The sequence below is a fragment of the Bradyrhizobium sp. S3.3.6 genome, from assembly GCF_040546905.1.
Classification (GTDB): domain Bacteria; phylum Pseudomonadota; class Alphaproteobacteria; order Rhizobiales; family Xanthobacteraceae; genus Bradyrhizobium; species Bradyrhizobium cytisi.
This window is the reverse complement of the sequence record NZ_JBEPOT010000017.1, coordinates 38710-60855: the sequence shown is the minus strand read 5'-3', so window position 1 is coordinate 60855 and position 22146 is coordinate 38710. Positions and strand designations below refer to the sequence as shown.

The 22146-nt window shown below is 63.2% G+C and carries 19 protein-coding genes, 1 tRNA gene and 1 pseudogene; 16 read left to right on the top strand and 5 right to left on the bottom strand.

The genetic code is table 11. The features are described 5' to 3' along the window. The first annotated feature begins 61 nt into the window (after window positions 1-61). The 9 genes from ABID59_RS34095 to ABID59_RS34055 all read left to right on the top strand — a co-directional run bounded on the left by ABID59_RS34095 (window position 62) and on the right by ABID59_RS34055 (window position 8528). Window positions 62-763 carry a GntR family transcriptional regulator gene (locus ABID59_RS34095; protein WP_148752479.1) on the top strand — a complete coding sequence of 234 codons (702 nt, stop codon included), beginning with the start codon at window positions 62-64 and terminating at the stop codon, window positions 761-763. Between the two features lie 92 nt (window positions 764-855). Then, complete coding sequence (locus tag ABID59_RS34090; RefSeq protein ID WP_148752480.1) at window positions 856-1719, top strand: fumarylacetoacetate hydrolase family protein; 864 nt, start codon at window positions 856-858, stop codon at window positions 1717-1719. Between the two features lie 6 nt (window positions 1720-1725). Beyond that, window positions 1726-2307 carry an amino acid synthesis family protein gene (locus tag ABID59_RS34085; RefSeq protein WP_354035979.1) on the top strand — a complete coding sequence of 194 codons (582 nt, stop codon included), beginning with the start codon at window positions 1726-1728 and terminating at the stop codon, window positions 2305-2307. Between the two features lie 226 nt (window positions 2308-2533). Beyond that, window positions 2534-3304 (top strand): helix-turn-helix transcriptional regulator, encoded by a 771-nt coding sequence (locus tag ABID59_RS34080; protein WP_354086268.1) that lies wholly within the window; start codon window positions 2534-2536, stop codon window positions 3302-3304. Window positions 3305-3447: 143 nt separating this feature from the next. After that, on the top strand, window positions 3448-4392 hold the full coding sequence (locus ABID59_RS34075; protein WP_354086267.1) for an ABC transporter substrate-binding protein: 945 nt from the start codon (window positions 3448-3450) through the stop codon (window positions 4390-4392). Further along, the gene (locus ABID59_RS34070; RefSeq protein WP_354086266.1) at window positions 4389-5192 is read left to right on the top strand and encodes an ABC transporter ATP-binding protein; all 804 of its coding nucleotides are present in this window, start codon (window positions 4389-4391) and stop codon (window positions 5190-5192) included. Before ABID59_RS34075 ends, ABID59_RS34070 begins: the two co-directional genes overlap by 4 nt. Further along, entirely contained in the window at window positions 5173-5955 is a 783-nt protein-coding gene (locus ABID59_RS34065; protein WP_354086265.1) for an ABC transporter permease, read from the top strand. Before ABID59_RS34070 ends, ABID59_RS34065 begins: the two co-directional genes overlap by 20 nt. Beyond that, entirely contained in the window at window positions 5952-6713 is a 762-nt protein-coding gene (locus ABID59_RS34060) for an ABC transporter permease (RefSeq protein ID WP_354086264.1), read from the top strand. The genes ABID59_RS34065 and ABID59_RS34060 overlap by 4 nt, the downstream gene beginning before the upstream one ends. A 33-nt stretch (window positions 6714-6746) precedes the next feature. After that, window positions 6747-8528 carry an SDR family NAD(P)-dependent oxidoreductase gene (locus tag ABID59_RS34055; protein WP_354086263.1) on the top strand — a complete coding sequence of 594 codons (1782 nt, stop codon included), beginning with the start codon at window positions 6747-6749 and terminating at the stop codon, window positions 8526-8528. Window positions 8529-8571: 43 nt separating this feature from the next. Here ABID59_RS34055 and ABID59_RS34050 read toward each other — a convergent pair whose 3' ends face one another. Together ABID59_RS34050 and ABID59_RS34045 are read right to left on the bottom strand one after the other, a co-directional pair. Beyond that, window positions 8572-9471, bottom strand: a complete 900-nt coding sequence (locus ABID59_RS34050) for an MBL fold metallo-hydrolase (protein ID WP_354086262.1) — start codon at window positions 9469-9471, stop codon at window positions 8572-8574. Window positions 9472-9519: 48 nt separating this feature from the next. Continuing rightward, complete coding sequence (locus ABID59_RS34045; RefSeq protein WP_354086261.1) at window positions 9520-10152, bottom strand: DsbA family protein; 633 nt, start codon at window positions 10150-10152, stop codon at window positions 9520-9522. A 113-nt stretch (window positions 10153-10265) separates the two neighbouring features. Between ABID59_RS34045 and ABID59_RS34040 the strand changes: the two genes are divergently transcribed. Beyond that, window positions 10266-11162, top strand: a complete 897-nt coding sequence (locus ABID59_RS34040) for a LysR family transcriptional regulator (RefSeq protein WP_354086260.1) — start codon at window positions 10266-10268, stop codon at window positions 11160-11162. On the opposite strand, the pseudogene ABID59_RS34035 reads toward ABID59_RS34040, so the two are convergent. Together ABID59_RS34035 and ABID59_RS34030 are read right to left on the bottom strand one after the other, a co-directional pair. Next, a pseudogene (locus ABID59_RS34035) lies at window positions 11154-11345 on the bottom strand (GMC oxidoreductase); the annotation flags it as partial. The gene ABID59_RS34040 and the pseudogene ABID59_RS34035 sit on opposite strands and share 9 nt — an antisense overlap. A 614-nt stretch (window positions 11346-11959) precedes the next feature. Continuing rightward, window positions 11960-12034, bottom strand: a tRNA-Gln gene (locus ABID59_RS34030). A 240-nt stretch (window positions 12035-12274) separates the two neighbouring features. On the opposite strand from ABID59_RS34030, the gene ABID59_RS34025 reads away from it, so the two are divergent. After that, on the top strand, window positions 12275-14053 hold the full coding sequence (locus ABID59_RS34025; RefSeq protein WP_354086259.1) for an acyl-CoA dehydrogenase family protein: 1779 nt from the start codon (window positions 12275-12277) through the stop codon (window positions 14051-14053). A gap of 160 nt (window positions 14054-14213) precedes the next feature. Here ABID59_RS34025 and ABID59_RS34020 read toward each other — a convergent pair whose 3' ends face one another. Continuing rightward, window positions 14214-15443 (bottom strand): MFS transporter, encoded by a 1230-nt coding sequence (locus ABID59_RS34020; protein ID WP_354086258.1) that lies wholly within the window; start codon window positions 15441-15443, stop codon window positions 14214-14216. Window positions 15444-15742: 299 nt separating this feature from the next. Between ABID59_RS34020 and ABID59_RS34015 the strand changes: the two genes are divergently transcribed. From ABID59_RS34015 to dxs, 5 genes are all read left to right on the top strand, one after another. Further along, window positions 15743-16501, top strand: a complete 759-nt coding sequence (locus ABID59_RS34015) for an enoyl-CoA hydratase-related protein (RefSeq protein WP_148752565.1) — start codon at window positions 15743-15745, stop codon at window positions 16499-16501. 49 nt (window positions 16502-16550) lie between these two features. Further along, on the top strand, window positions 16551-18209 hold the full coding sequence (locus ABID59_RS34010) for a bifunctional metallophosphatase/5'-nucleotidase (RefSeq protein ID WP_354086257.1): 1659 nt from the start codon (window positions 16551-16553) through the stop codon (window positions 18207-18209). A 134-nt stretch (window positions 18210-18343) separates the two neighbouring features. Further along, window positions 18344-19273 (top strand): histone deacetylase family protein, encoded by a 930-nt coding sequence (locus ABID59_RS34005; protein ID WP_148752567.1) that lies wholly within the window; start codon window positions 18344-18346, stop codon window positions 19271-19273. Between the two features lie 74 nt (window positions 19274-19347). Continuing rightward, entirely contained in the window at window positions 19348-19599 is a 252-nt protein-coding gene (locus ABID59_RS34000) for an exodeoxyribonuclease VII small subunit (RefSeq protein ID WP_148752568.1), read from the top strand. Window positions 19600-20192: 593 nt separating this feature from the next. Beyond that, window positions 20193-22121 (top strand): 1-deoxy-D-xylulose-5-phosphate synthase, encoded by a 1929-nt coding sequence (gene dxs, locus ABID59_RS33995; RefSeq protein WP_354086256.1) that lies wholly within the window; start codon window positions 20193-20195, stop codon window positions 22119-22121. Window positions 22122-22146: the final 25 nt, after the last annotated feature.

Here is a 22146-nt window from a genome sequence, read left to right as displayed (position 1 = left end):
AAAATTATTGCAAGATGCTCGTTGGCGCGGCATCTTGGGGCATCAATTGATCGGCAGAACCATGCCTGAGACCGCCATTCGCTCCCGCAAGGAATTCGGCAAGACGATTGCCGCCGATATTACTCATCGGCTGCGCGAGGAGATCGTGACCTGCGGTCTGCCCCCCGGCGAGCCGTTGCGGTTCGACGTGTTGCGCGAGCGCTTCGGCGCGAGCTTCACCACATTGCGGGAAGCGCTGACCGCCCTTACCGCCGAGGGACTTGTCGACGCCCAGGAGCAGCGCGGATTTCGCGTGGCGCCGGTCAGCCACCAGGATCTGGTGGAGGTCACCGATGCCAGGGTGCTGATCGAGGTGGAGTTGATCCGCCGCTCGATTGAGAAGGGCGATGACGACTGGGAGATTGCCGTCATCTCGACCCTGCACAGGCTGAAGCGGATCGAGCAACGCGATCCCGAGCATCCGCTGCGCGATCCCGAATGGAAGATCGCCCATCGCCAGTTCCATCAGGCGCTGGTCTCCGCCTGCGGCTCGGCGACGCTGCTCTCGATTAGAGCCGAGCTGTTCGATCGCGCCGAGCGCTACCGGCACCTGTCGGCCAATTTCCGGCCCCGCCCGCGCGACAAGGCCGGCGAGCACCAGGCGATCATGCAGGCCGCCATCTCCCGCAATGCTGATCAGGCCGTGCAACTGATCGAGACACATATCCGCACTACCGCCGACAATGTCGCGAAATACGCCGGGCACCTGCTAGACGCCGAATAGACGGCGCTTTTTCAGGTCCCGCGGGCTTGCGCTCCGGACAATTTTCGAAAATACTATAAATCATCGAAAATCCTCACTGGTGGATCACAATCATGAAGCTGCTGTCGTTCCTGGACGGAAATCGGGAAAGCTGGGGAGCCATTGTCGAAAACGGTGTCGTGGATCTGGGCCGCGCCCTGCCCCAGTATCCGATCCTCGCAGACTTCGTCGGCAGCGACGACTACGCGCGCCGCGAGGCCATCGTCGCCGGGCACAAGCCCACGATGGCGCTCAGCGACGTCGAATATCTCCCCGTGATCCCGCGCCCGGAGAAGATCGTCTGCGCCGTGCGCAACTATCTCGACCACCACAATGAAGCGGTCGCCTTCGGCATGAAGCGCGAGATCACCGAATTCCCGCCCATCTTCCTGCGGGTCTGGCGTTCCCAGGTCGGCCACAACGCCCCCGTGATCCGACCGAAGGTCTCGGACAATTTCGACTGGGAGGGCGAACTCGCCGTCGTCATCGGCAAGGGCGGCCGTCACATCAGCCAGGCCGACGCCTGGGATCACGTGGCGGGCTACTCGATCTACAACGACGTCAGCGTCCGCGACTGGCAACGCCATGCCCAGCAGATCGCCTCCGGCAAGAACTTCGTCGGCACCGGCCCGTTCGGACCGTGGCTGGTCACGCCGGACGAGATCGGCGATCCCACCAAATTGAAGCTCGAAACACGCGTCAACGGCGCGGTGGTGCAATCCTCCGACACCTCGATGCTGATCTTCTCGATCCCGCGGCTGATCGAATACTGCTCGACCATTTTCGACCTCGTCCCCGGCGACGTCATCGCCACCGGCACGCCGGCCGGCGTCGGCTTCACCCGCAAGCCGCCGATCTTCCTCAAGCCCGGCGACGTGGTCGAGGTCGAGATCGAGAACATCGGCGTGCTGCGCAATCCAGTCGTGGATGAGGCATAGGCTCGCATGTCCTCCTATGACATTCGCAAGACCGCGCTCAGCGTCGAGACGGTCTGGCACGAACGCGGCCCCCGGCTGGAAAAGCCGCTCCTGATCGGGACGGCCGTTGCGGTCGTCGCCAATCCCTTCGCGGGACGCTACGAGCCGAACCTGATGCCGTTTCAAGCTTCGTTGCGAGAGCTCGGGCGCGAGCTCGCAACGCGCCTGATCGCGCAGCTCGGGGGCGCTGCGCATATCGAAGCCTATGGCAAGGGCATCATCGTCGGCGAGGATGGCGAGCTCGAGCACGGCGCCGTCTGGCATGAAGCCGGCGGCCAGGGCATGCGCGAAGTGCTCGCTCAGCCCAAGGCGATCGTCCCGGCGGCGAAGACCATCGGCGGTCCCGGCACGCGCCTGATGGTCCCGCTTGGACACATCCATGCGTGCTATGTGCGCAGTCATTTCGGCACCGCGGAGATGACGCTCTGGGACGCGCCCAGGCGTGACGAGATCTGTTTCGGCCTGGTGATGGCGACCGGCGGCAGACCGCATGCGCGGATCGGCGGGCTCGCCGTATCGGACATCTCTGTGCACGATGGGCAGCGCTAGGCAAACGAAAGAGACATTGACCGCAGCAGCAACCCGGCGCGCTTCCGTCGGCTTTGCTCAACGTCATCGACGGTCCTGGATCCCGTTTCATCGGATTTGGACGCAGGTATTCATGCTTTCCTCCTCATACTGTCGAGCTGCTGAAGAGTTCTGAGGCGAGCGCGGACGACCTCCAGCTGGACAGTCGAACTCCCCTTGAATTATGCTCCCAAAGGGGAGGACGGCGATGAACATAAGCACAAAGAAGCAGCGTGTTCTGTCTCGCGTTATCGGGCTGCTTTCGGCGCAGCATGCAAGCAATCAGGAACTCAGAGCCATCATTGGACCGTTGTTGCTCGACCTGCTCGATGCCGATTTCTATGCGTCCTACACCTGGAACTCACGCAAACAAGCGTTCGAGCTCGGGGTCTCCGTCAATCTGGACGACGCCTGCGTCCCGAATTACGAGCGCTATTTCCAGCACCGGCACAAGGCGGGACTATCCCGCTGGTTACGCCAAGGCGTCAATCCCGTCAGCGCGCTGATTTCGCACCGCGACCTGATGCGAACGGAGATCTACAACGAGTTCTTGCGTCCGTTTGGACACTACTACGGCATCAACCTGTTTGCGTTCGATGGGCGTGAAAGCATCGGCGACGTCAGAATCTGGCGGAGAAACGGACGGCCCGATTTCGACGACAACGAAATCGAGCTGCTTAAGCTGATTGAGCCCGGATTTACGCAGGCGCTGAAGCGCACTGCGCTCTCATGCGCACCCAGGCTGCTGCCAGGCCTGCAGGCCAAATTGTCGCCGCGCGAGGCGGCCGTTGCCGGCCTAGCCGCGAAAGGCCTCGCCGACAAGGAAATCGCCCGACGCCTCGCCGTGACCTTTGCAACGGTCAGGGCTCATCTCGACAGCGCATTCGCCAAGCTCGGGGTTCGAAACCGCACCCAGCTTGCTTCTCTCCTGCACGCTGCCGACGTAACGCAAGGCACGCAGAGCCGCACCAAGCACTGAACGGATCGGACGCTCCGGCGCTTTGCAGCTCGATCCAGCCTGTTGACCTCCCTCAAGCCTGCACCTCCCCAATCTTGGGGAGATGATCTCACTCGCGCGCGCTGTTATCCTCACCGAGCCATTTCGGATAAGCAGACGCCATCATGCGAAACGCCCTCTCAACTCTTCTCAGGACCGCGCTGGCGGCTCTCATCGTTCAGCTTGCGCTGATCAGCTTCGCCACAGCTCAAACCAAGATCACCATCGGCGTGCCGCCGGTGCCCGAGTTCGTGCTGCCGATGATCGCGGTCGAGCGGGGCTATTTCCGGGATCACGGCATCGACGCGACGATCAAGATCATTCCCGGCGGTCAGTCGATGCCCGCGGCTCTGCAGTCCGACTCGCTTCAGATCGCCGCGCTGAGTACGGCGTCCCTGATCCAGGTAACAGACAGCGGTCTCGATCTCGTCATTGTGTCGGGAGGCGCCATCGCGTCGGTCAACGACACCAACTACGGGATCGTCGCCGGCGCTAACTCGGGCATCGAGAAACCGGAAGACTTCGTCGGCAAGAAGATCGGAACGCCGGGTCTGGGCAGCTTCTTCCACATCATGGCACGCGAATGGTTTCGGCGGAGCGGCGTCGACTGGCAGAGGATCACCTTCGTCGAAAGCACCTTTCCGCAGCTCGCCGATCTCTTGAAGGCCCGTACGGTGGACGCCGTACTCTCGACAAACCCCTTTCTACAGCGAGCTGCCGCGCCGGGGATCGGCGGGAAGATCTTCTACATTGCCGCCAACCTCCCCGACCGCCTGCCCCCATTCGTCTATGCCAGCAGCAGAGCCTGGGCTGACGCGCATCGCGAGGCAGCCGCCGGATTCAAGCTCGCCCTGGACAAGGCGATTGCCTTTGAGCAGAGCGACTTGCCGGCGACGCTCGAAATCTTCGGCAAATACGTGAAGATGCCGCCCGAGGTGCTGAAGACGCTGACGATAAACAAGCTGGACACAGATGTGACGCCGCAGCAGGTCCAGCTCTGGGTCGACATGATGGACAAGCAGGACATGCTGCGGAACTTCAAGTCACCCGAAAAGCTCTTCGCGAAATGAACAAAATCAGCTCCCGGCTCGCGCCCGCCGCCGAGGCTTGCGCGCAGCCTGCTATTGCGTTCGACGGCGTCCGGCTCGATTTCGGCGGCAAGTGCGTCGTGGACGGCCTTTCGTTCACGGTCGCTCCCGGTGAGTTCGCGTGCGTCGTCGGCCCTTCCGGCTGTGGCAAGACGACCTTGCTGCGGCTCGTGACAGGTTTGCTGTCGCCGACCCGGGGCGAAGTGCGTCGCCTCGGGGTAACCGTCGACGGCCCGTCGCGTGACGTGGCGATCGTGTTTCAGGATTATGGGCGGGCTTTACTGCCTTGGCGAACCGCAGCAGGCAACATTGCCCTCGCGCTGGAAGCGATGGGGGCGCCGCGCCTGGCGCGCGCCGAGCGCGTTACCGCCCTGCTCGACAAGGTCGGTCTCGCCGGGCATGGCGACAAGTATCCGGCGCAACTGTCCGGCGGCATGCAGCAACGTGTGCAGATCGCCCGCTGCCTGGCCCAGGGGCCGCGCGTTCTTCTCATGGACGAGCCGTTCGGTGCCCTCGATGCACTCACCCGTCAGGCTCTCCAGGACGAGATCGCGAGGCTTGTGAGGGACAGCAGAGCAACTGTCCTCCTCGTCACCCATGATCTCGATGAAGCCATCTATCTTGGCGATCGGGTGTTCGCACTGCAAGCCAATCCCGGCCGATTGGCGGAAGTGATCGATGTCGGATTGCCGCGGCCCCGCGACCAACTCCGGACCCGCGAGCATCCGGAATTCCTTCGGCTTCGCCACGTGCTGTTCGACCATGTCCAGAAGACACATTGATATCGTGCTGCGCGCCTTGCCAGCGTGGCTGGTCCCGCTCGCATTTCTCGGCATCATCGAACTCGCAATGCGCGCCTCAAGCATCGAGAGCGATGGGCTCGCACTACCGAGCCAGACCGCGGCCGCCCTGCTCGGCCTGATCACCGATGGCGAGATCTTCCTGCGAACGGCGGAGACGATCGGCGCAATCGCGGTCGGTGTTCCCATCGGGGGCACGCTCGGCTTGCTGCTTGGCGTGTGGCTGGGCCTTTCCCCCACAGCCGCACGCCTCGCCTCGCTGTCGATCGAATTGTTTCGTCCGATCCCACCGGTTGCAGTCATTCCCTTGATGATGCTGATCTACGGTCTCGGCATCAGAATGGAAGCGGCGATCATCGCCTTTGCATGCTTCTGGCCGATGCTGCTGCTGACTCGCGACGCCGTGCTCGGCGTCGAGCCGCGATTGATCGAAGTCGCCCGCATACTCGGCCTGCCGCGCCGCAAGCAGATCACAAAGATCGCGCTGCCAGCAGCGGTTCCGCGAATCTTCACGGCGCTGCGATTGACCCTCGGCATCGCTCTGATCGTCGCAGTCACGACCGAAATTGCGGCCAACCCGATCGGCATCGGCTACGCAATCATCTCCTCCGGGCTCAGTCTCCGTCCCGAGGTCATGTATGCCTTCCTGGTCTGGCTCGCAATCCTCGGATGGCTGCTCAATGAGAGCCTGATTGCCATGCACCGGCGCCTGTTCGGCGCGGCGTACGGGGACGCGGCGACATGAGCAACTGGTCCCTGCGGGCAGGCTCCGTCCTCGTCACCTTGTCGATCCTTCTGCTCTGGCAGTTGGTGACGACCACCGGGTTGGTTCAGCCGATTTTCCTGCCTTCGCCCTCCTCGACATTCGCCAACCTCTTGCGGGGCCTGACCCGTGGCGACCTGCTCGCGCTCACCATCTCGACCATGGAGCGCATGATCTATGGCTGGACGCTGGCATCGCTCGGCGGCATCCTGCTGGGTGCCCTGATCGGCCTGTCGCAGCGCGCGCGCTATTGGCTGACGCCAACGCTCGAGCTCCTGCGTCCACTGCCTGCATCGACGCTCCTACCCGTGGGCATTGCGCTGTTCGGACTACATCCGAACATGCTGCTGGGTATCATCGCCTTTGGCGCAATCTGGCCCGTGCTTCTGCCGACCATTCACGGCTTCAGCGCGATCGACCCACGGCTGCGCGAAGTTGCGAGGAATCTCGGCATCGGCCCGCTGGCATTTGCGCTCAAGTTCGGACTGCCGAACGCGCTGCCGGACGTGACCGCGGGGATGCGGCTGTCGCTGACCGCCTGCCTGATCATCACGGTGGTCGGTGAAATGATCACGGCGCAGCAGGGGCTCGGCTCCACCATCATCATGGCGGCGCGCTCGTTCCGCAGCACCGACCTCTATGGCGGGATCGTCCTGCTCGGAGCGGTGGGTGCAGCCAACAACGCGCTGCTTGGACTTGTCGAACGCGCGCTCACGCCGTGGCGTAGGGCTCGAGCCTGATCTTTATGAATCTCTCCTGGAAGGACTTCGCCGATGAATGAGATGGCTGGCTTCAATCGCGACACGACCGCAGACGAGGTACTCGCGGGCATCGATCTGTCCGGCAAGGTCTACCTCGTGACGGGCGCATCGTCTGGCCTGGGCCAGGAGACCGCTCGCGTGCTCGCGTCGCGCGGCGCAAAGGTCATCATGGCCGTCCGATCGCGCGACAAGGGCGAAGCAGCCGCCACAGCGATCAGGACGGTCGTGCCGGGCGCTGCGCTGGACGTCCGCCTGGTCGATCTCGCTTCGCTTGCCAGCGTGCGCGCGTTCACGGCGACCCTTGCAGGTTCGTACGGCGGCCTCGACGGCATTGTGGCCAATGCCGGCGTGATGGCGATCGACCATGCCCTCACCGCGGACGGTTTCGAGATGCAGTTCGGGGCCAATCACCTCGGGCACTTCCTGCTCGTCAATCGGCTGGCGCCGCTTCTCGAGGCGCGCGCACCCTCGCGGCTCGTCGTGATGACATCGGGCGCCCACCGCTTGCACAATGTCGACCTTGAAGATCCGAACTTCCGTCACAAGCCGTATGACCGCTGGGACGCCTACGGCCAGTCGAAATCGGCGAATGCTCTGTTCGCATTGGCCTTCGACGCGCATCACCGCGACGCGGGCGTGCGCGCGTTCACGGTTGCCCCAGGAATCATCACCGATACCAACCTCCACCACCATCTGACCCAGGATGATTTCGCGCCGCTGCGCCGCCGTCAGCCGGAGGTCGCCAATCTTCCGCGAAAAACTCTGGCCGCCGGAGCTGCAACGATGGTCTGGGCGCTCGTTCATCCCGAGCTCGACGGTCTTGGCGGCCGCTTTCTCGAAGACTGCGGCTTCTCCGAGGTGAATCCCGATCCGCGCCTGCCCAATGGGATCATGCCATGGGCCCTCGATCAGGCTCATGCCGAAGCGGTCTGGGGCTTGTCGGAGCGCCTCGTCGGCGAGAGCTTTGCAAGAACTGCAGATTCGGGCGTCAAGATGTCCGCGACGGCTCCCTCGGCGGCCGCTGTTGCCAGCGGGCTGTCCGTAAACCGGCAGCCCAGCACGAACCGGCTGCAAGGCCAGACATTGGAAGTCGCACTCGAAGCAGACAGCAAGATAATCCTGGAATTTCTACCAGATGGCGTGCTGCGCTGGCGCGGCCTGCCTGGTCTCGCGCTGGATCAAAGCGGGTTCTGTCCGGTCGACGTGGTGGAGGCGGCTCCAGACGTGCTGCTCATCGTGGCGATGCTGCCGGCACAGGGCCGCGAGACCATGGCCATCGTGCTCGACCTCAGCACGCATCACGTGTTGTTCGTCGCATCGCAGCTTGCCGACGGTCGGCGCCCGTTCGAAAGAAAGACCAGAGTGACGCAAAGATTCACGAAGGGACAAATTCGTGGCTCTCGACCTTCGTTGCAATCCTCTGCCCCCGAGCCTACACGCGACCTCATCGGAACGCGGGCGATCTACCGCTACAGCGAGGACACTGTTTACGAGCACCTATATCTGAACACGCACTGGTACTCATATCAGTGCCTGAAGGGCGTACGCCGGGGCGATTGCGGCACGGATGAAGCGAGTTATTGGAAGATCCGGGATGACATCTATGTCGTCACCTGGCGGGAGATCCTGATCGATCTCGCCGCCACTTTCGTCTACGACATGAAGGCCTGTCGGAGCACCGGCTGCGCCTGGGGAACGCCGGGCGGATCGCCGGAGCCCCGACATATCCTGACGGGAGCCTTCTTTGAGAAGCTCAAGGACGCGGGCTATCCTGCCGACATCGAGCTCATTTGACCTGTGGCTGAGAGGCGGATCAGCCCGATCCGCCCTCCCTTTCTTAGCCCCACTTCATCTCGCCCTTGGCGACCTTGGAGCCGATATCGAGTGCCACGCCCATTCCGAGATTCGGGAAGCGGGCTTCCATAGCCGCCTTGAGCGCGGCACCGTCAGCTGCCTTGGCGAACTCTTCATCGAACGCGAGCAGATATTTTTTGGTGTGCTCGACGGCGGAGAGATCGACGGCAACGCTCGGCGCCATGTGACCCGCCACGACGATAGACGGCTTGCGGGCGGCGATCTGGTCGAGGTTCGCGACCCAGGCCGCGCGCTGCTCCTTGGTCGGCGTATCGGCGGTCCAAACGTGAACACCGGAGAAGATCATCACACCGCCGAACACGGCGTTCAGGGAGGGAACGAAGAGATAGCGGCGGTTGGCAAGGCCGTCGGCATTGACGATTTCGATCGTCTCGCCGTCAACCGCGAAAGAGGTTCCATCGAAAGCTTCCGGCAGCACGATGTCTGCCAGGGTCTGCGGACCGTTCTCCTTCAACTGCGGGCCCCAGACGGCGAGCTTTTTCTCCACATTTCCCTTGATGGCCGCAAGCGTCGCGGATGCCGCCAGCACCTTGGCATTCGGAAAGGCTTCGCGCACGGGCTTCAGGCTGAAATAGTAGTCGGGATCAGATTGGCTGATGTAGATGGTCGTCAGCTTCTTGCCCGTCGCCTTGATCGCCTCGGCCAGCGCACGTCCGTCGGGATAAGAGAATCCGCCGTCGATCAGGACCGCCTCGGTGGGACCTTCGAGCAGCACCGGAGCACGAAAAAACCCGTTGGGGCCGGCGGGAAAATGCTTCCAGCTCAGCTTGGACTCAGTGGCGTACCCGACATCAGCGGGAGCAAATACGGCGGCGGCGCTGGCAGCAAGGATCGTTTTCACGATCTGTCTCCTTGAGAACATCGGTCTCTCCATCAAACTTCGTCAGTGGGATAAGTCGGTCTTGAGCCTTCAAGCCGCGCGCAACTGGGCAGCCAGCAGATCGAAGCGCCCGAACAACAAGCTGCTGCTCAGCAACCGGCGCCCGGCACTTTCACCAGCCACCAGCGCCGGCACGCCATCGACGGCAAATCGCGCCATCTCGGAACGGGCAGCTTCGACCCGTCCCCGGTAAGCCGCGAGGAGGGCATCGTCTGGCGCCCGAACGCGGCCAGCCGCATCGGTGAATTGCGCTTCGTCGAGCACGTCGGCGACGACCTGAAGACTGGAATTGTCCCGGCCGTCGACATAGCGAGCGCGCTGCAAGAGTTTTAGCGCCTCCAATTCGCGAGCGGGCTCCGCGAGGCCGACTGCGACCAGGCCAAGGGTTGCGGGGGCCGAGTCGAACATGCCGCCGATATTGCTGAGGATCTGGTTGCGATAAGGCTCAGTGAAAGCTTGGCCCGTGAGTCGCGCAATGCGCTGATCGTTCTGCCAGGCATAGGCCGCAAAATGCTGGTCCATTGGTCGGGCGGCCTCACCTGCGAACATGCCGGTCGGTGCGAGCTCCAGCCTCGTATCGGCCAACCGAGCAAGCCGGTCCAAAACCGGTCCAGCGCCGTAGCACCAGCCGCACAGAGGGTCGAAGAGATAGGTGATCCGCATGATTTCAAGCCGATGCGATTCCATGTGCCGCAGAATTAGCCGACGCCAATTGATTGATAAACGCTATATAATGATACATATTGTTAGCTGCTGGCTTACAATCACTGGGTCCAATGGAAACGATCAACCTCAATCGCCTGGCCTATTTCGCGGCAGTGGTTGACGCGGGCTCCTTTACCCGCGCGGCCGAGCGGCTCGGCATCACCAAGACGGTCGTCAGCCAGCAGGTCGCGCGGCTCGAGGCCGAACTGAAGACGGCGCTCCTGCTGCGGACGACCAGAAGAGTGGGGCCGACCGAGGCCGGACGCCTGCTGCACGCCCGCTGCGTCATGATCCTGCGCGAGGCCGAGTATGCCATAGACGAGCTTGCCCAGACGAACGCCGAGCCCATGGGGGTACTGCGGATCGCAGCGCCGAACGACTACGGTGCATCGACCATTGCGCCGGTCGCGGCCGAATTTGCGCGGAAGTACCCGGCATGCGGCGTCGATCTGGTTCTCTCGGATACCAGGACGGACCTCATCGCCAACCAGATCGATCTGTCGATTCGCGTCGGCTGGCTGAATGACTCAAGTCTTCAAGCCCGACGGCTCGGGACGTTCCGCCAGTTATTGGTAGCCCCGCCGGAGATCGCCGTGGCGGTTCGCGTGGACAAGCCCGATGACCTTGCGGCTTTGCCGTTCATCGCCAATGGGGCGCTCAGTGAGCCGCTGGTCTGGCGCTTCACGAGAAACGATATCGAAGTCTGCACAGTTCGCATGCGACAAGCGATCGCGATCAACACGACGCCAGCAGTGCTTGCGGCGGCACTTGCCGGCGGAGGCCTGTCCGTGCTGCCCGACTTCCTTGTTTCGGAGCATCTGAAAGCCGGACGGCTTGTCCATGTCCTGCCGTCCTGGGCCCTGCCATCAGGCGGTATTCATGTCGTCTATCCCGCCGCCCGCTTTCGCGCGCCCAAGGTCACGGCATTCGTTGCGATGCTGTCGCGGGTCGCAAAACGCTCATCTTAGTTCTTTTATCATCATCGTCGGAGCGTTGGTGTTGCCGGAAACGAGACGCGGCACGATCGACGCGTCGGCGATCCGGAGGCCTTCGACTCCACGCACCGTCAGATCCTCCGAGACGACCGACATCGGATCATCGGCCGCCCCCATTCTGGCCGTGCCGGATGGATGGAACACCGTCTTCGCTGACGAAGGCTATGCATCGTCGGTCTGAGCAACTACTAACCTCCCAGCGCCTGCAACAGCTCCATAAGACTCAGCAGTCCTCGAGGCCGCCAGTTCATTCATTGATGCAACAAGGTCGATCAAGCAGCATCCTTGATGGATCCCGCGCCCAACCTGCGTGACAGAAACCTTCGGATTTTCTCAACCATCATGAACTTGTGAAGAAATCTTTTGTTTGAACTACTCTGCTTAACGCGGCGGCCACCAAACGAACGCACGGACACGCGATCACTCGCTTGTCTGAGCTGCTTTTTGACTCGATACGGCACTTGGCACTGAATGTGTGCTGGCGACCTTGCTTCACCGAGCTACACCATCATCGTGGACACGACAGGTTGTCCGATTTGTGCGCCGTAATGAGCTATTCTACGATGAGCGCATCACAGATCTGTCGGCGTGGCCTCCCTGCGGTATATGTTGCGGATGAAAGCCACACAGATAGGCCAGTATGGTCGCTGTAATGCACCACACCGTTTAGTTCGATTCTGGAACGAGCATCAGAAGCTCCATTTCCAGACTCGCCCAAAAATTCGGCGGGAATAGAGCTGTTACATAACGAACTTAGCAGCTTTAAGTGCTGGCTGGGGCGGGAGGGATCGAACCTCCGAATGGCGGAATCAAAATCCGCTGCCTTACCGCTTGGCTACGCCCCATCAGGCGACGAAGGGAACGGCGGAAGAACCGACTACCGCAGATTCCCTCTGGTCGCAGCCGGTCTATAGGGAGCGGCGCGGCATTTCAACCGCTTGGAGGGGCAAAATACCACGGGCCGGGGTCGACCCGCCCACGCTCTATTATAAGCTCGATCCCTGCCCCGCCCCGGCCCTCCCGCCCATTGAGACGACAGGCGTTTCATGGGAATACGGCGCCAAACCTGTCCTCGGGAGTGAGCCATGACCTACCGCGCGCCGATCTCTGACATGCTGCTGTCGCTCAACCATGGCGCCGGCCTGAAGGCCGCCATCGAGGCCGGCCATTACGGCGATTTCGACACCGATATCGTCGCCGCGGTGCTGGAAGAGGCCGGCAAGTTCGCAACCGATGTGCTGGCGCCGCTCAACCGCGTCGGCGACGAGCACGGCATCAAGCTTAGCGACGGCAAGGTCACCACCGCGCCGGGCTGGCCGGATGCCTACAAGCGCTGGACCGCCGGCGGCTGGAACGCAGTGTCCGGACCGGAAGGTTTCGGCGGTCAGGGCCTGCCGACCGCGATCAACGCCGCCTGCACCGAGATCTGGAGCGCGTCGAACGTTGCCTTCGGCCTCTGCCCGCTGCTCACGGCCTCCGCGATCGAGGCGCTCGATGCGCATGGCAGCGACGAGCTCAAGACGATCTATCTCGAGAAGCTCGTCACCGGCGAATGGACCGGCACGATGCAGCTCACCGAGGCGCAGGCCGGCTCCGACGTCGGCGCGCTGCGCACCCGCGCCGAGAAGCAGGCCGATGGCACCTATCGCATCAAGGGGACGAAGATCTTCATCACCTATGGCGAGCACGACATGACCGACAACATCGTGCATTTCGTGCTGGCGCGCCTGCCGGACGCACCCGCCGGCACCAAGGGGATTTCGCTCTTTCTTGTTCCCAAGTTCATGGTCAATGCTGACGGCTCGCTCGGTGCGCGCAATGATATCTTTGCGAGCGGCGTCGAGCACAAGCTCGGCATGCATGCCTCGCCGACCTGCACCATGACCATGGGTGATCATGGCGGCGCGATTGGTTTCCTGATCGGCGAAGAGAACCAGGGCATGCGCTGCATGTTCACAATGATGAACCAGGCCCGCCTCGGCGTCGGCCTGGAGGGTGTCGGCGTCGCGGATCGCGCCTATCAGCAGGCACTGGCCTATGCGCAGGAGCGCAAGCAGGGCCGCGCTGTCGGCAAGAAGGGCGACGGGTCGGATTCGATCTTCGTGCACCCCGATGTCAAGCGCATGCTGATGCGGATGCGGGCGCAGACGGCGGCCGCGCGCACCATCTGCTATGCCACAGCAGTCGCGATCGACGTCTCGACGCGTGCCAGGGATCCGAAGGTACGCGCCGATGCGGCCGCTCGCGCCGCGCTGCTGACACCGATGGCAAAAGGCTATTCCACCGATATCGGCAACGAGGTCGCCTATCTTGGCGTGCAGGTGCATGGCGGCATGGGCTTCATCGAGGAGACCGGCGCCGCGCAGCATTATCGCGATGCCCGCATCACCGCGATCTATGAAGGCACCAACGGCATCCAAGCGATCGACCTCGTCACGCGCAAGCTTGCGGCGAACGGCGGGGCATCGGTGTGGGCGCTGCTCGACGATCTCGCGGCCACCGTCAAGCAGGTCGAAGCCTCGAACGATCCCGCTTTCGGCACCACGGGCGTGAAGTTGCGCGAGGCGCTGGAGGCGCTGACGCGAACGAGCAAGTGGCTGCTGGAGCGCGTCACATCCGCGCCGAACGAGGCGCTCGCCGGCGCGACGCCGTATCTGCAGCAGTTTGGCTCGACGCTCGGCGGCTGCATGCTGGCCTCCGAAGCGCTCGCCGCCAAGGCCGGCGGCAACACCGAGGCCGCGCGCTACGTCTCGCTCGCGCGCTTCTTCGCCGAGAACATCACCGTGCAGGCGCCCGCGCTCGAGCGCACCGTGACGGAAAGCGCGGAGTCGGTCGCGGCGGCGGATGCGGTGCTGCTGGGGTAAAGAAGCCTCCCTCCTCCTTGCTGTCATTCCCCGCGAAAGCGGGGAATCCAGTACGCCGCTGCTTCTCGATCAACGACGGACGTCTCGGAGTACTGGGTCGCCCGATCAAGTCGGACGATGACACCGAATGTGTAGGACGCGCGTGCCACGCTTATCCGTCCTACGAAGCTGCGACCTCGGCTCTTTTTCCCGGCCGCCACAGCACGATGCCGGCCGCGACGACATCGAGCACAACGCACATCGCGAACGCCATGGTGTAGTCACCACTCGCGCTGCGCACGAGGCCGACGATGCCCGGGCCGAAGGCGCTGACGACGCCGCTGATCGACGTCCCCAACCCCATCGCGGCCGCGAAAGCCGTGCTGCCGATCTCGCGCTGGATGATCAAGGGGGGGAACGTGATCATGTTGCCGATCGAGAAGCCATAGACGGCGCAGCACATGAGCAGCACGGTCGGGCTCTGGCTTTGCAGGAGAACGAGCAGCGCCGCCGCCTGGCTCGTCATCGACGCCGCGCAGGCAAGCCGCGGATCGAGCCGGTCGACGAACAGGCCGAGCGACAGCCGGCCGACCACCGCCATCGCCGCCATGATGGTGACCGCGAGGCCTGCACTGGCGCGGCCGATCAGCGGCTCGAGAAACGTCACCTGGTGGATGATGAATCCCATCTGCGCCAACAGCGCGATCGCGATCGGCAGCACCATGGTCCAGAATGACGCGTTGGCGAGCAGCTCCTTCCGCGAATGACGCGCGGCCTTGCCCCCAGAGACACCTGCTGCATTCGGCGACGCGTCGACCGGCCAACCGGTGAAGACGATGACCACCGGCAGCACCAGCACCACCATCACGATGGTGGCCGCCAGCATGGCTGAACGGAAACCGATACTGCTGCTCAGCGCCAGCAAAACCGGAACGAGGATGATGCCGCCGAAGGTGGCGCCGTTGAAGGCGAGGCTGAGCGCGAGTCCGCGGCGCCGCGCGAACCACGCGTTCAGCACCGTCGCGATCACCACCGAGCCCATGCCGGTCCAGCCGACCGACATCAGCGCATAGGCAAGATAGAGCTGCCAGGGCGCCTGCATCAGTCCCAGCAGCGCCGTCGATGCGCCAAGCGCCGTCAGCCCGCACAGGATCAGCGCCCGCAACCCGATGCGGGCGAGCAGATCATCGGTGAAGATGACGAGGACGGAGGTCAGCAGGAACGAGAAGGTGCTGGCCGCGGACACCAGCGTACCGGGCCAGCCATGGGCGTGCTGGAGCTCGGCGAGATAGACACCCTGGCCGTAAAGACCAAAGCCGAACATGAAGAAGGCCATCAGGAAGCAAGCCAGCACCACGCGCCAGCCGCGGTAGTGAAGCGAGGATTCGTCAACGCCCGTTGCGGCAATCATCGATCAAGTATCGACCTCATGGAACGAGACGGCTGATCGTGACGCACAACCACCGGTTTTTCAATCGAAACATTGTAGCCGATTGTTGCAATGCGCAAAACTCCGCAGCACATGTGATCCAGCTTTTCGCGCCACGGTTCCCGGACGAGCGCCATCATCGGACGGGTGTCATGCGACCGCTCGCGGGTATCACCACCGAAATGGTTGAGCCGCAGGATTGGCACGCCTGCCCGATCATGTAGGCTGCGCCTCGCAAGAGTCGCCGATGGCAGGCGCCGCGGCGGCCGCAGGGAGTCGTCATGCCGAACGGCAATATCGTCGTCACCGAAGAGCGTGGAACGCGCGTGATCACCCTGCGCCGCCCGGGCAAGAAGAACGCGATCACCCAGGACATGTATCGCGAAATGAGCCGCGCGATCGACACCGCGCAGAACAATCCCGACATCCGCTGCATGATCATCACGGGCGGCTCCGGCGTGTTCACGGCCGGCGACGACATCGACGATTTCATCAAGGCCGACGCGTCGCGGCCCGAGACGCTGTCGGACGGCGCCAAATTCCTGTATTCGCTGGCCCTCAACGTCAAGCCGATCATCGCAGCCGTGGACGGCGCCTCGATCGGCATGGGCACCGTGATGCTGTTTCATTGCGACTACGTGCTCGCCTCCAACGCCGCGACCTTCTCGGCGCCTTACATCAATCTCGGGCTCGTGCCGGTCGGCGCCGCCAGCCTGCTGATGCCGAGCACCATGGGTTACCAGCGCGCCTTCGGCATGCTGGTGATGGGACGCAGCTTCACCGCCGCGGAGGCCCATGCCGCCGGCTTCGTCAACACCGTGGTGTCGCCGGGACATACCGAGGTCGAGGCCCGCAAGGTGGCGCGCGAGATCTGCCGGCTGCCGGCGGAGGCGGTCGCAATCTCGCGCAAATTGCTGCGCCCAGCCCCGGAAGAGCTCACCCGCCGCATCGACCAGGAAGCCCATTTATTCGGCGAACGGTTGAAATCGGACGAGGCCACGGCCGCGTTCAATGCGTTTGCGAACAGGAAGAAGAGGTAGGCAAGAGAACTTTCGTGAAATCTTCGCGCGGAATGACTAATCTTGTTCCATGCGACATCTTCTCCGCCTGACCAGCTTCGCCCTCGCGCTCGCCGCCCTGCCCGCCGCGGCCCAGACCGCGGCGCCCGTCGAGCTGCGCATTCTCGCGATCAACGATTTCCACGGCAATCTCCGTCCGCCGCCGGGCGGCATCCGCATCAATGATCCCGAAGACAAGAGCAAGAAAGTGATGGTCGCCGCCGGCGGCGCCGAGTACATGGCAACGCTGGTCAAGCAATTGCGCGAGGCGCACAAGAACACCATCTTCGTCGCCGCCGGCGACCTGATCGGGGCGAGCCCGTTCCTGTCGGCGATGTTTCACGACGAGCCGTCGGTCGAGTCGCTCTCGATGATGGGGCTTGCGATCACCTCTGTCGGCAATCACGAATTCGACGAAGGCAAGACCGAGTTGCTCAGGATGCAGAACGGCGGCTGCCATCCGGAGGACGGATGCCAGGGACCGCATCCTTTCACCGGCGCAAAATTTCATTATCTTGCGGCCTCCACCATCGAGACTGCGACCGGCAAGAGCGTGTTGCCGCCTTACGAGATCAGGGAGTTCGAGGGCGTCCCGGTCGCCTTCATCGGGCTGACCTTGAAGGACACCGCCGGCATCGTCTCTCCGTCAGGCATTGCCGGGCTCGAATTCCGCGACGAGGCCGAGACCGTGAACGCGCTGGTGCCGCAATTGAAGGCGCGGGGCGTCGAGGCGATCGTGGTGCTGATCCACCAGGGCGGCGAGCCAAGCGGCGATTACAACGAATGCCCGGCGATTGCGGGGCCGATCGTCGACATCGTCAAGAAGTTCGACCGCGCCGTCGACGTCGTGGTCAGCGGCCACACCCATCGTGCCTATGTTTGCCAAATCGACGGCCGGCTGGTGACGAGCGGCGACAAATACGGCACGCTCGTCACCGCGATCGACCTCAAGCTCGATCCCGCAACACGCGACATCGTCAGCGCCACGGCCGAGAACGTCGTCGTCGCCAACGCTTCGCTCGCCAAGGATCCCGAGCAGACCGCTCTGATCGACGCCTATGACAACCTCTCGGCGCCGATTGCCAACCGGCCGGCCGGATCGGTGACGCAGACGCTGTCGCGCGTGCCGAACGAGGCTGGCGAAAGCGCACTCGGCGACGTCATCGCCGATGCGCAGCTTGCCGCAACCAGGGACGCCAAGGATGGCAGTGCTGTCATCGCGTTCACCAATCCCGGCGGCATCCGCACCGACATCATCCCGAAAGAGAACGGCGCGGTGTCCTATGGCGAACTGTTCGCGAGCCAGCCGTTCCGCAACCGCCTTGTCACCATGACGCTGTCAGGCAGCCAGCTCAAGGACATGCTGGAGCAGCAATGGCTCGATCCGAAGCGGCCTCGGATTCTCCAGGTGTCGATCGGGTTCAGCTACAGCTGGGACGCATCAAAGCCGCTCGGCGAGCGCGTGATAGCCGACAAGATGACACTCAATGGCAAGCCGATCGAGCCGGGTACCGGCTACCGTGTGACCGTCAACGATTACCTCGCCGTCGGTGGCGATGGTTTTACGGTCGCGAGACAGGGCGCTTCGCCGCAATATGGCGGCTATGACGCCGATGCGCTGTTTGCCTTCTTTAAAGCACATGGTCCGATCGGCCCGCTGCCGTCGACCCGCATCCTGCGGGTGAATTGATCCGGATCAAACCTGGGCGGAACGGGACGCCCTTTGCCATTCGCGATGGAACGCATAGATTGGGTTTTGCATTGCGTTTTGTCGTTGGATGGGCCAAGCGACGTCGAGAGTTCGTTCCCAGTGAGGCCGACCTGATGAGCACGCTTCTCCTTTCCCACAAGGCCTGCCTCGACCACGTCACGCCGCCGGGACACCCTGAAAGACCCGACCGCCTGCGCGCGGTGGAGGAGGCGCTGTCGGTTGAGCGCTTCCAGTTCCTGGCCCGCGACCTGGCGCCGGAGGGCGATCTCGACCTCGTCACGCTGTGCCACAACGAAGATTACGTCACCGAGCTGCGTCACATCGCGCCGGCCAGCGGCCAGGTCTATATCGACGGCGATACCTCGATGTCCCCCGGCACGTGGGAAGCGGTGATGCGCGGCGTCGGCGGCGCCGTGGCTGCGACCCAAGCGGTGATGAACGGCGAGCACCGCAACGCCTTCGTCGCGGTGCGCCCGCCCGGCCATCACGCCGAGATCGGCAAGCCGATGGGCTTCTGCTTCTTCGACAATGCCGCGATCGCCGCGCGCCATGCGCAGCGCAAATATGGCATCAAGCGCGCGGCCATCGTCGATTTCGACGTGCATCACGGCAACGGCACCCAGGACATCTTCTGGTCGGACCCGACCGTAATGTACTGCTCGACGCATCAAATGCCGCTGTTTCCGGGCACCGGCGCCAAGGGCGAACGCGGCGATCACGACACCATCGTCAACGCACCGCTCGCTTCGGAAGACGGCGGGCCCGAATTCCGCAGTGCGTTCGAGAATTTGATCCTGCCGCAACTCGAAAAATTCAGCCCCGAATTGCTCATCATCTCCGCGGGCTTCGACGCGCACTACCGCGATCCGCTGGCCTCGCTGAATTTGCGTGCTGAGGACTACAGCTGGGTCACGCGCAAGCTGATGGACCTTGCCGACAAGTCCGCTGGCGGGCGCGTTGTTTCTGTGCTCGAAGGCGGCTACGACCTGCAAGGACTGAAAGAATCTGTTACGGCGCATGTCGGCGCCCTGATGGGCGCCTAGACAGACCCGCCACATTAAGCCCGCAAAACTCTGCTGTTTTATACGAGAAGCGAATCGGGCAATCGGAAACGGATATGGCCGAAAATACCCAAGTCGACGTCTCCCGGCTCACCTTCGAGCGCGCGATCGAGGAACTCGAAACGATCGTGAAGCGGCTTGAGGACGGCAAGGTGCCGCTCGAGGAATCCGTCACGATCTACGAGCGCGGCGAAGCCCTGAAGCGCCGCTGCGAGGAGCTGTTGCGCCAAGCGGAGGCGCGCGTCGACAAGATCACCATCGATGCCAGCGGCCAAGCCAACGGCACTGCACCGCTCGACGTGCAGTAAACGCCGCCGCACAAAAGCCGCCCGTTTTGGGCAATGGCCGCCTGCAATTTTTCATGATCGCACGCTGCCCTTCCCTTCAAGGGCTAAATGGCTGGGCCCATGAAGATTGGGGAACTGCCCCGCGAGGGAACCTCCGGCCTCTCGAATCCATCCGAAAAAGCCTCGCGCTTGCCCAAAATCCTGCCAAGGAACTGGGCAAGGCTGGAACCGTCCGCCGGCGCCAGGATTAACCACCCTGGCCCACGGGTTGCACGGGCATGCCCGTAATCGGTCGGGCCGGGTTGGCTTTGGCCCAAGCTTTGGTGTAAAGCTGCGCAGAGTGTGGCTTTTTGTTAGCTTTGACGTGGGGACCGATTTCCGACGACAAGCGCTTCAAATCGCTAATGAAATTGGCTGGGACGGACGAAGCCGATCTACGTGACAAGGATCACAGAGACTGAACCGGAGCGCACTTAAGCTCACCTAAGCTTGAAGACGGGGCTTTTGCCCCATGCAGGTGGCTCCGACGGTTTAAGGACTCGCGCTGCGCCGACATTGTGCAAACCCATCGCGCACCGGAACGATCTTCCGGCGCTGACAAATTGGAAATCGCCGTGAACGCATATAGTAAAACGCCGCTTCTCGACACCATCCGGACGCCGGACGACCTTCGCAAGCTCAAGGTGGAACAGGTTCGCCAGGTTGCCGACGAGCTGCGTCAGGAGACCATCGACGCCGTCTCGGTGACCGGCGGTCACTTCGGCGCGGGCCTCGGCGTGGTCGAGCTCACCACCGCGATCCACTACGTCTTCGACACGCCGCGCGATCGGCTGATCTGGGACGTCGGCCATCAGGCCTATCCGCACAAGATCCTCACCGGACGCCGCGACCGCATCCGCACGCTGCGCACCGGCGGCGGCCTCTCCGGCTTCACCAAGCGCAGCGAGAGCGATTACGATCCGTTCGGCGCCGCGCATTCCTCGACCTCGATTTCCGCCGGCCTCGGCATGGCCGTCGCACGCGACCTCGCCGGCGGCAAGAACAACGTCATCGCAGTGATCGGTGACGGCGCGATGTCGGCGGGCATGGCCTACGAGGCCATGAACAACGCAGGCGCCATGAACTCGCGCCTGATCGTCATCCTCAACGACAACGACATGTCGATTGCGCCGCCGGTCGGAGCCATGAGCGCCTATCTGTCGCGCCTCTACTCCGGCAAGACCTATCGCACGCTGCGCGAGGCGGCCAAGCAGATCAACAAGCGCCTGCCGAAGATCCTCGCCAACCGTGCCAACCGCGTCGAGGAATATTCCCGTGGCTTCATGATGGATGGCGGCACGCTTTTCGAGGAGCTCGGCTTCTATTACGTCGGCCCGATCGACGGTCATAACCTCGATCACCTGCTGCCCGTACTGAAGAACGTGCGCGACATGGAGACCGGCCCGATCCTGGTCCACGTCGTGACGCAAAAGGGCAAGGGCTACGGCCCGGCGGAAGCTTCCGCCGACAAGTACCACGCCGTCGTCAAGTTCGACGTCGCGACTGGCACCCAGGCGAAAGCCAAGCCGAACGCGCCGGCCTACCAGAACGTGTTCGGCCAGAGCCTCGTCAAGGAAGCCGAGAAGGACGACAAGATCGTCGCCATCACCGCGGCGATGCCGTCCGGCACCGGCGTCGACATCTTCAACAAGGCCTTCCCCGACCGCACCTTCGACGTCGGCATCGCCGAGCAGCACGCGGTGACGTTTGCCGCCGGTCTCGCGACCGAAGGCTACAAGCCGTTCTGCGCGATCTACTCGACCTTCCTGCAGCGCGGCTATGATCAGATCGTGCATGACGTCGCGATCCAGAACCTGCCGGTCCGCTTCGCCATCGACCGTGCGGGCCTCGTCGGCGCCGACGGCGCAACGCATGCCGGCTCGTTCGACAATGCCTATCTAGGCTGTCTGCCGAACATGGTGATCATGGCGGCGGCAGATGAAGCCGAGCTGGTGCACATGGTCGCCACTCAGGTTGCGATCAACGACCGCCCGAGCGCGCTGCGCTATCCGCGCGGTGAAGGCCGCGGCATCGAGATGCCCGAGGTTGGCGTTCCCCTCGAGATCAGCAAGGGCCGCATGATCCGCCAGGGCAGCAAGATCGCCCTGCTCTCCTTCGGCACGCGTCTGGCCGAGTGCGAGAAGGCAGCCGACGAACTCGCCGCCCATGGCCTCTCGACCTCGATCGCGGATGCGCGCTTCATGAAGCCGCTCGACACCGAGCTGGTGCTCAAGCTCGCCCGTGACCACGACGTCCTGATCACGGTCGAGGAAGGCTCGGTCGGCGGCTTCGGCTCGCATGTCGCGCAGTTCCTGACCGACCAGGGCGTGCTCGACACCGGGATGGTCAAGTTCCGCACGATGGTCCTGCCCGACGTGTTCCTGGACCACGACACGCCGAACGCGATGTACGCCCGCGCCGGTCTCGACGCCAAGGGCATCGTCGCCAAGGTGTTCGAGGCGCTCGGCAAGGACGTCAAGACCGAGACGGTCAAGCTCGCCTGAGGGCGAGCTTCGGCCTGACGCGAAG

Bases quoted from the DNA above. Each gene is read 5' to 3' on its own strand.
- ABID59_RS34055 (WP_354086263.1), top strand. From the start codon at position 6,747: ATGAATGAGATGGCTGGCTTCAATCGCGACACGACCGCAGACGAGGTA.
- ABID59_RS34065 (WP_354086265.1), top strand. From the start codon at position 5,173: ATGTCCAGAAGACACATTGATATCGTGCTGCGCGCCTTGCCAGCGTGG.
- ABID59_RS34090 (WP_148752480.1), top strand. From the start codon at position 856: ATGAAGCTGCTGTCGTTCCTGGACGGAAATCGGGAAAGCTGGGGAGCC.
- ABID59_RS34095 (WP_148752479.1), top strand. From the start codon at position 62: ATGCCTGAGACCGCCATTCGCTCCCGCAAGGAATTCGGCAAGACGATT.
- ABID59_RS34070 (WP_354086266.1), top strand. From the start codon at position 4,389: ATGAACAAAATCAGCTCCCGGCTCGCGCCCGCCGCCGAGGCTTGCGCG.
- ABID59_RS34075 (WP_354086267.1), top strand. From the start codon at position 3,448: ATGCGAAACGCCCTCTCAACTCTTCTCAGGACCGCGCTGGCGGCTCTC.
- ABID59_RS34060 (WP_354086264.1), top strand. From the start codon at position 5,952: ATGAGCAACTGGTCCCTGCGGGCAGGCTCCGTCCTCGTCACCTTGTCG.
- ABID59_RS34000 (WP_148752568.1), top strand. From the start codon at position 19,348: ATGGCCGAAAATACCCAAGTCGACGTCTCCCGGCTCACCTTCGAGCGC.
- ABID59_RS34080 (WP_354086268.1), top strand. From the start codon at position 2,534: ATGAACATAAGCACAAAGAAGCAGCGTGTTCTGTCTCGCGTTATCGGG.
- ABID59_RS34010 (WP_354086257.1), top strand. From the start codon at position 16,551: ATGCGACATCTTCTCCGCCTGACCAGCTTCGCCCTCGCGCTCGCCGCC.
- ABID59_RS34005 (WP_148752567.1), top strand. From the start codon at position 18,344: ATGAGCACGCTTCTCCTTTCCCACAAGGCCTGCCTCGACCACGTCACG.
- ABID59_RS34045 (WP_354086261.1), bottom strand. From the start codon at position 10,152: ATGCGGATCACCTATCTCTTCGACCCTCTGTGCGGCTGGTGCTACGGC.
- ABID59_RS34015 (WP_148752565.1), top strand. From the start codon at position 15,743: ATGCCGAACGGCAATATCGTCGTCACCGAAGAGCGTGGAACGCGCGTG.
- ABID59_RS34085 (WP_354035979.1), top strand. From the start codon at position 1,726: ATGTCCTCCTATGACATTCGCAAGACCGCGCTCAGCGTCGAGACGGTC.
- ABID59_RS34040 (WP_354086260.1), top strand. From the start codon at position 10,266: ATGGAAACGATCAACCTCAATCGCCTGGCCTATTTCGCGGCAGTGGTT.
- ABID59_RS34050 (WP_354086262.1), bottom strand. From the start codon at position 9,471: ATGTTCTCAAGGAGACAGATCGTGAAAACGATCCTTGCTGCCAGCGCC.
- ABID59_RS34025 (WP_354086259.1), top strand. From the start codon at position 12,275: ATGACCTACCGCGCGCCGATCTCTGACATGCTGCTGTCGCTCAACCAT.
- ABID59_RS34020 (WP_354086258.1), bottom strand. From the start codon at position 15,443: ATGATTGCCGCAACGGGCGTTGACGAATCCTCGCTTCACTACCGCGGC.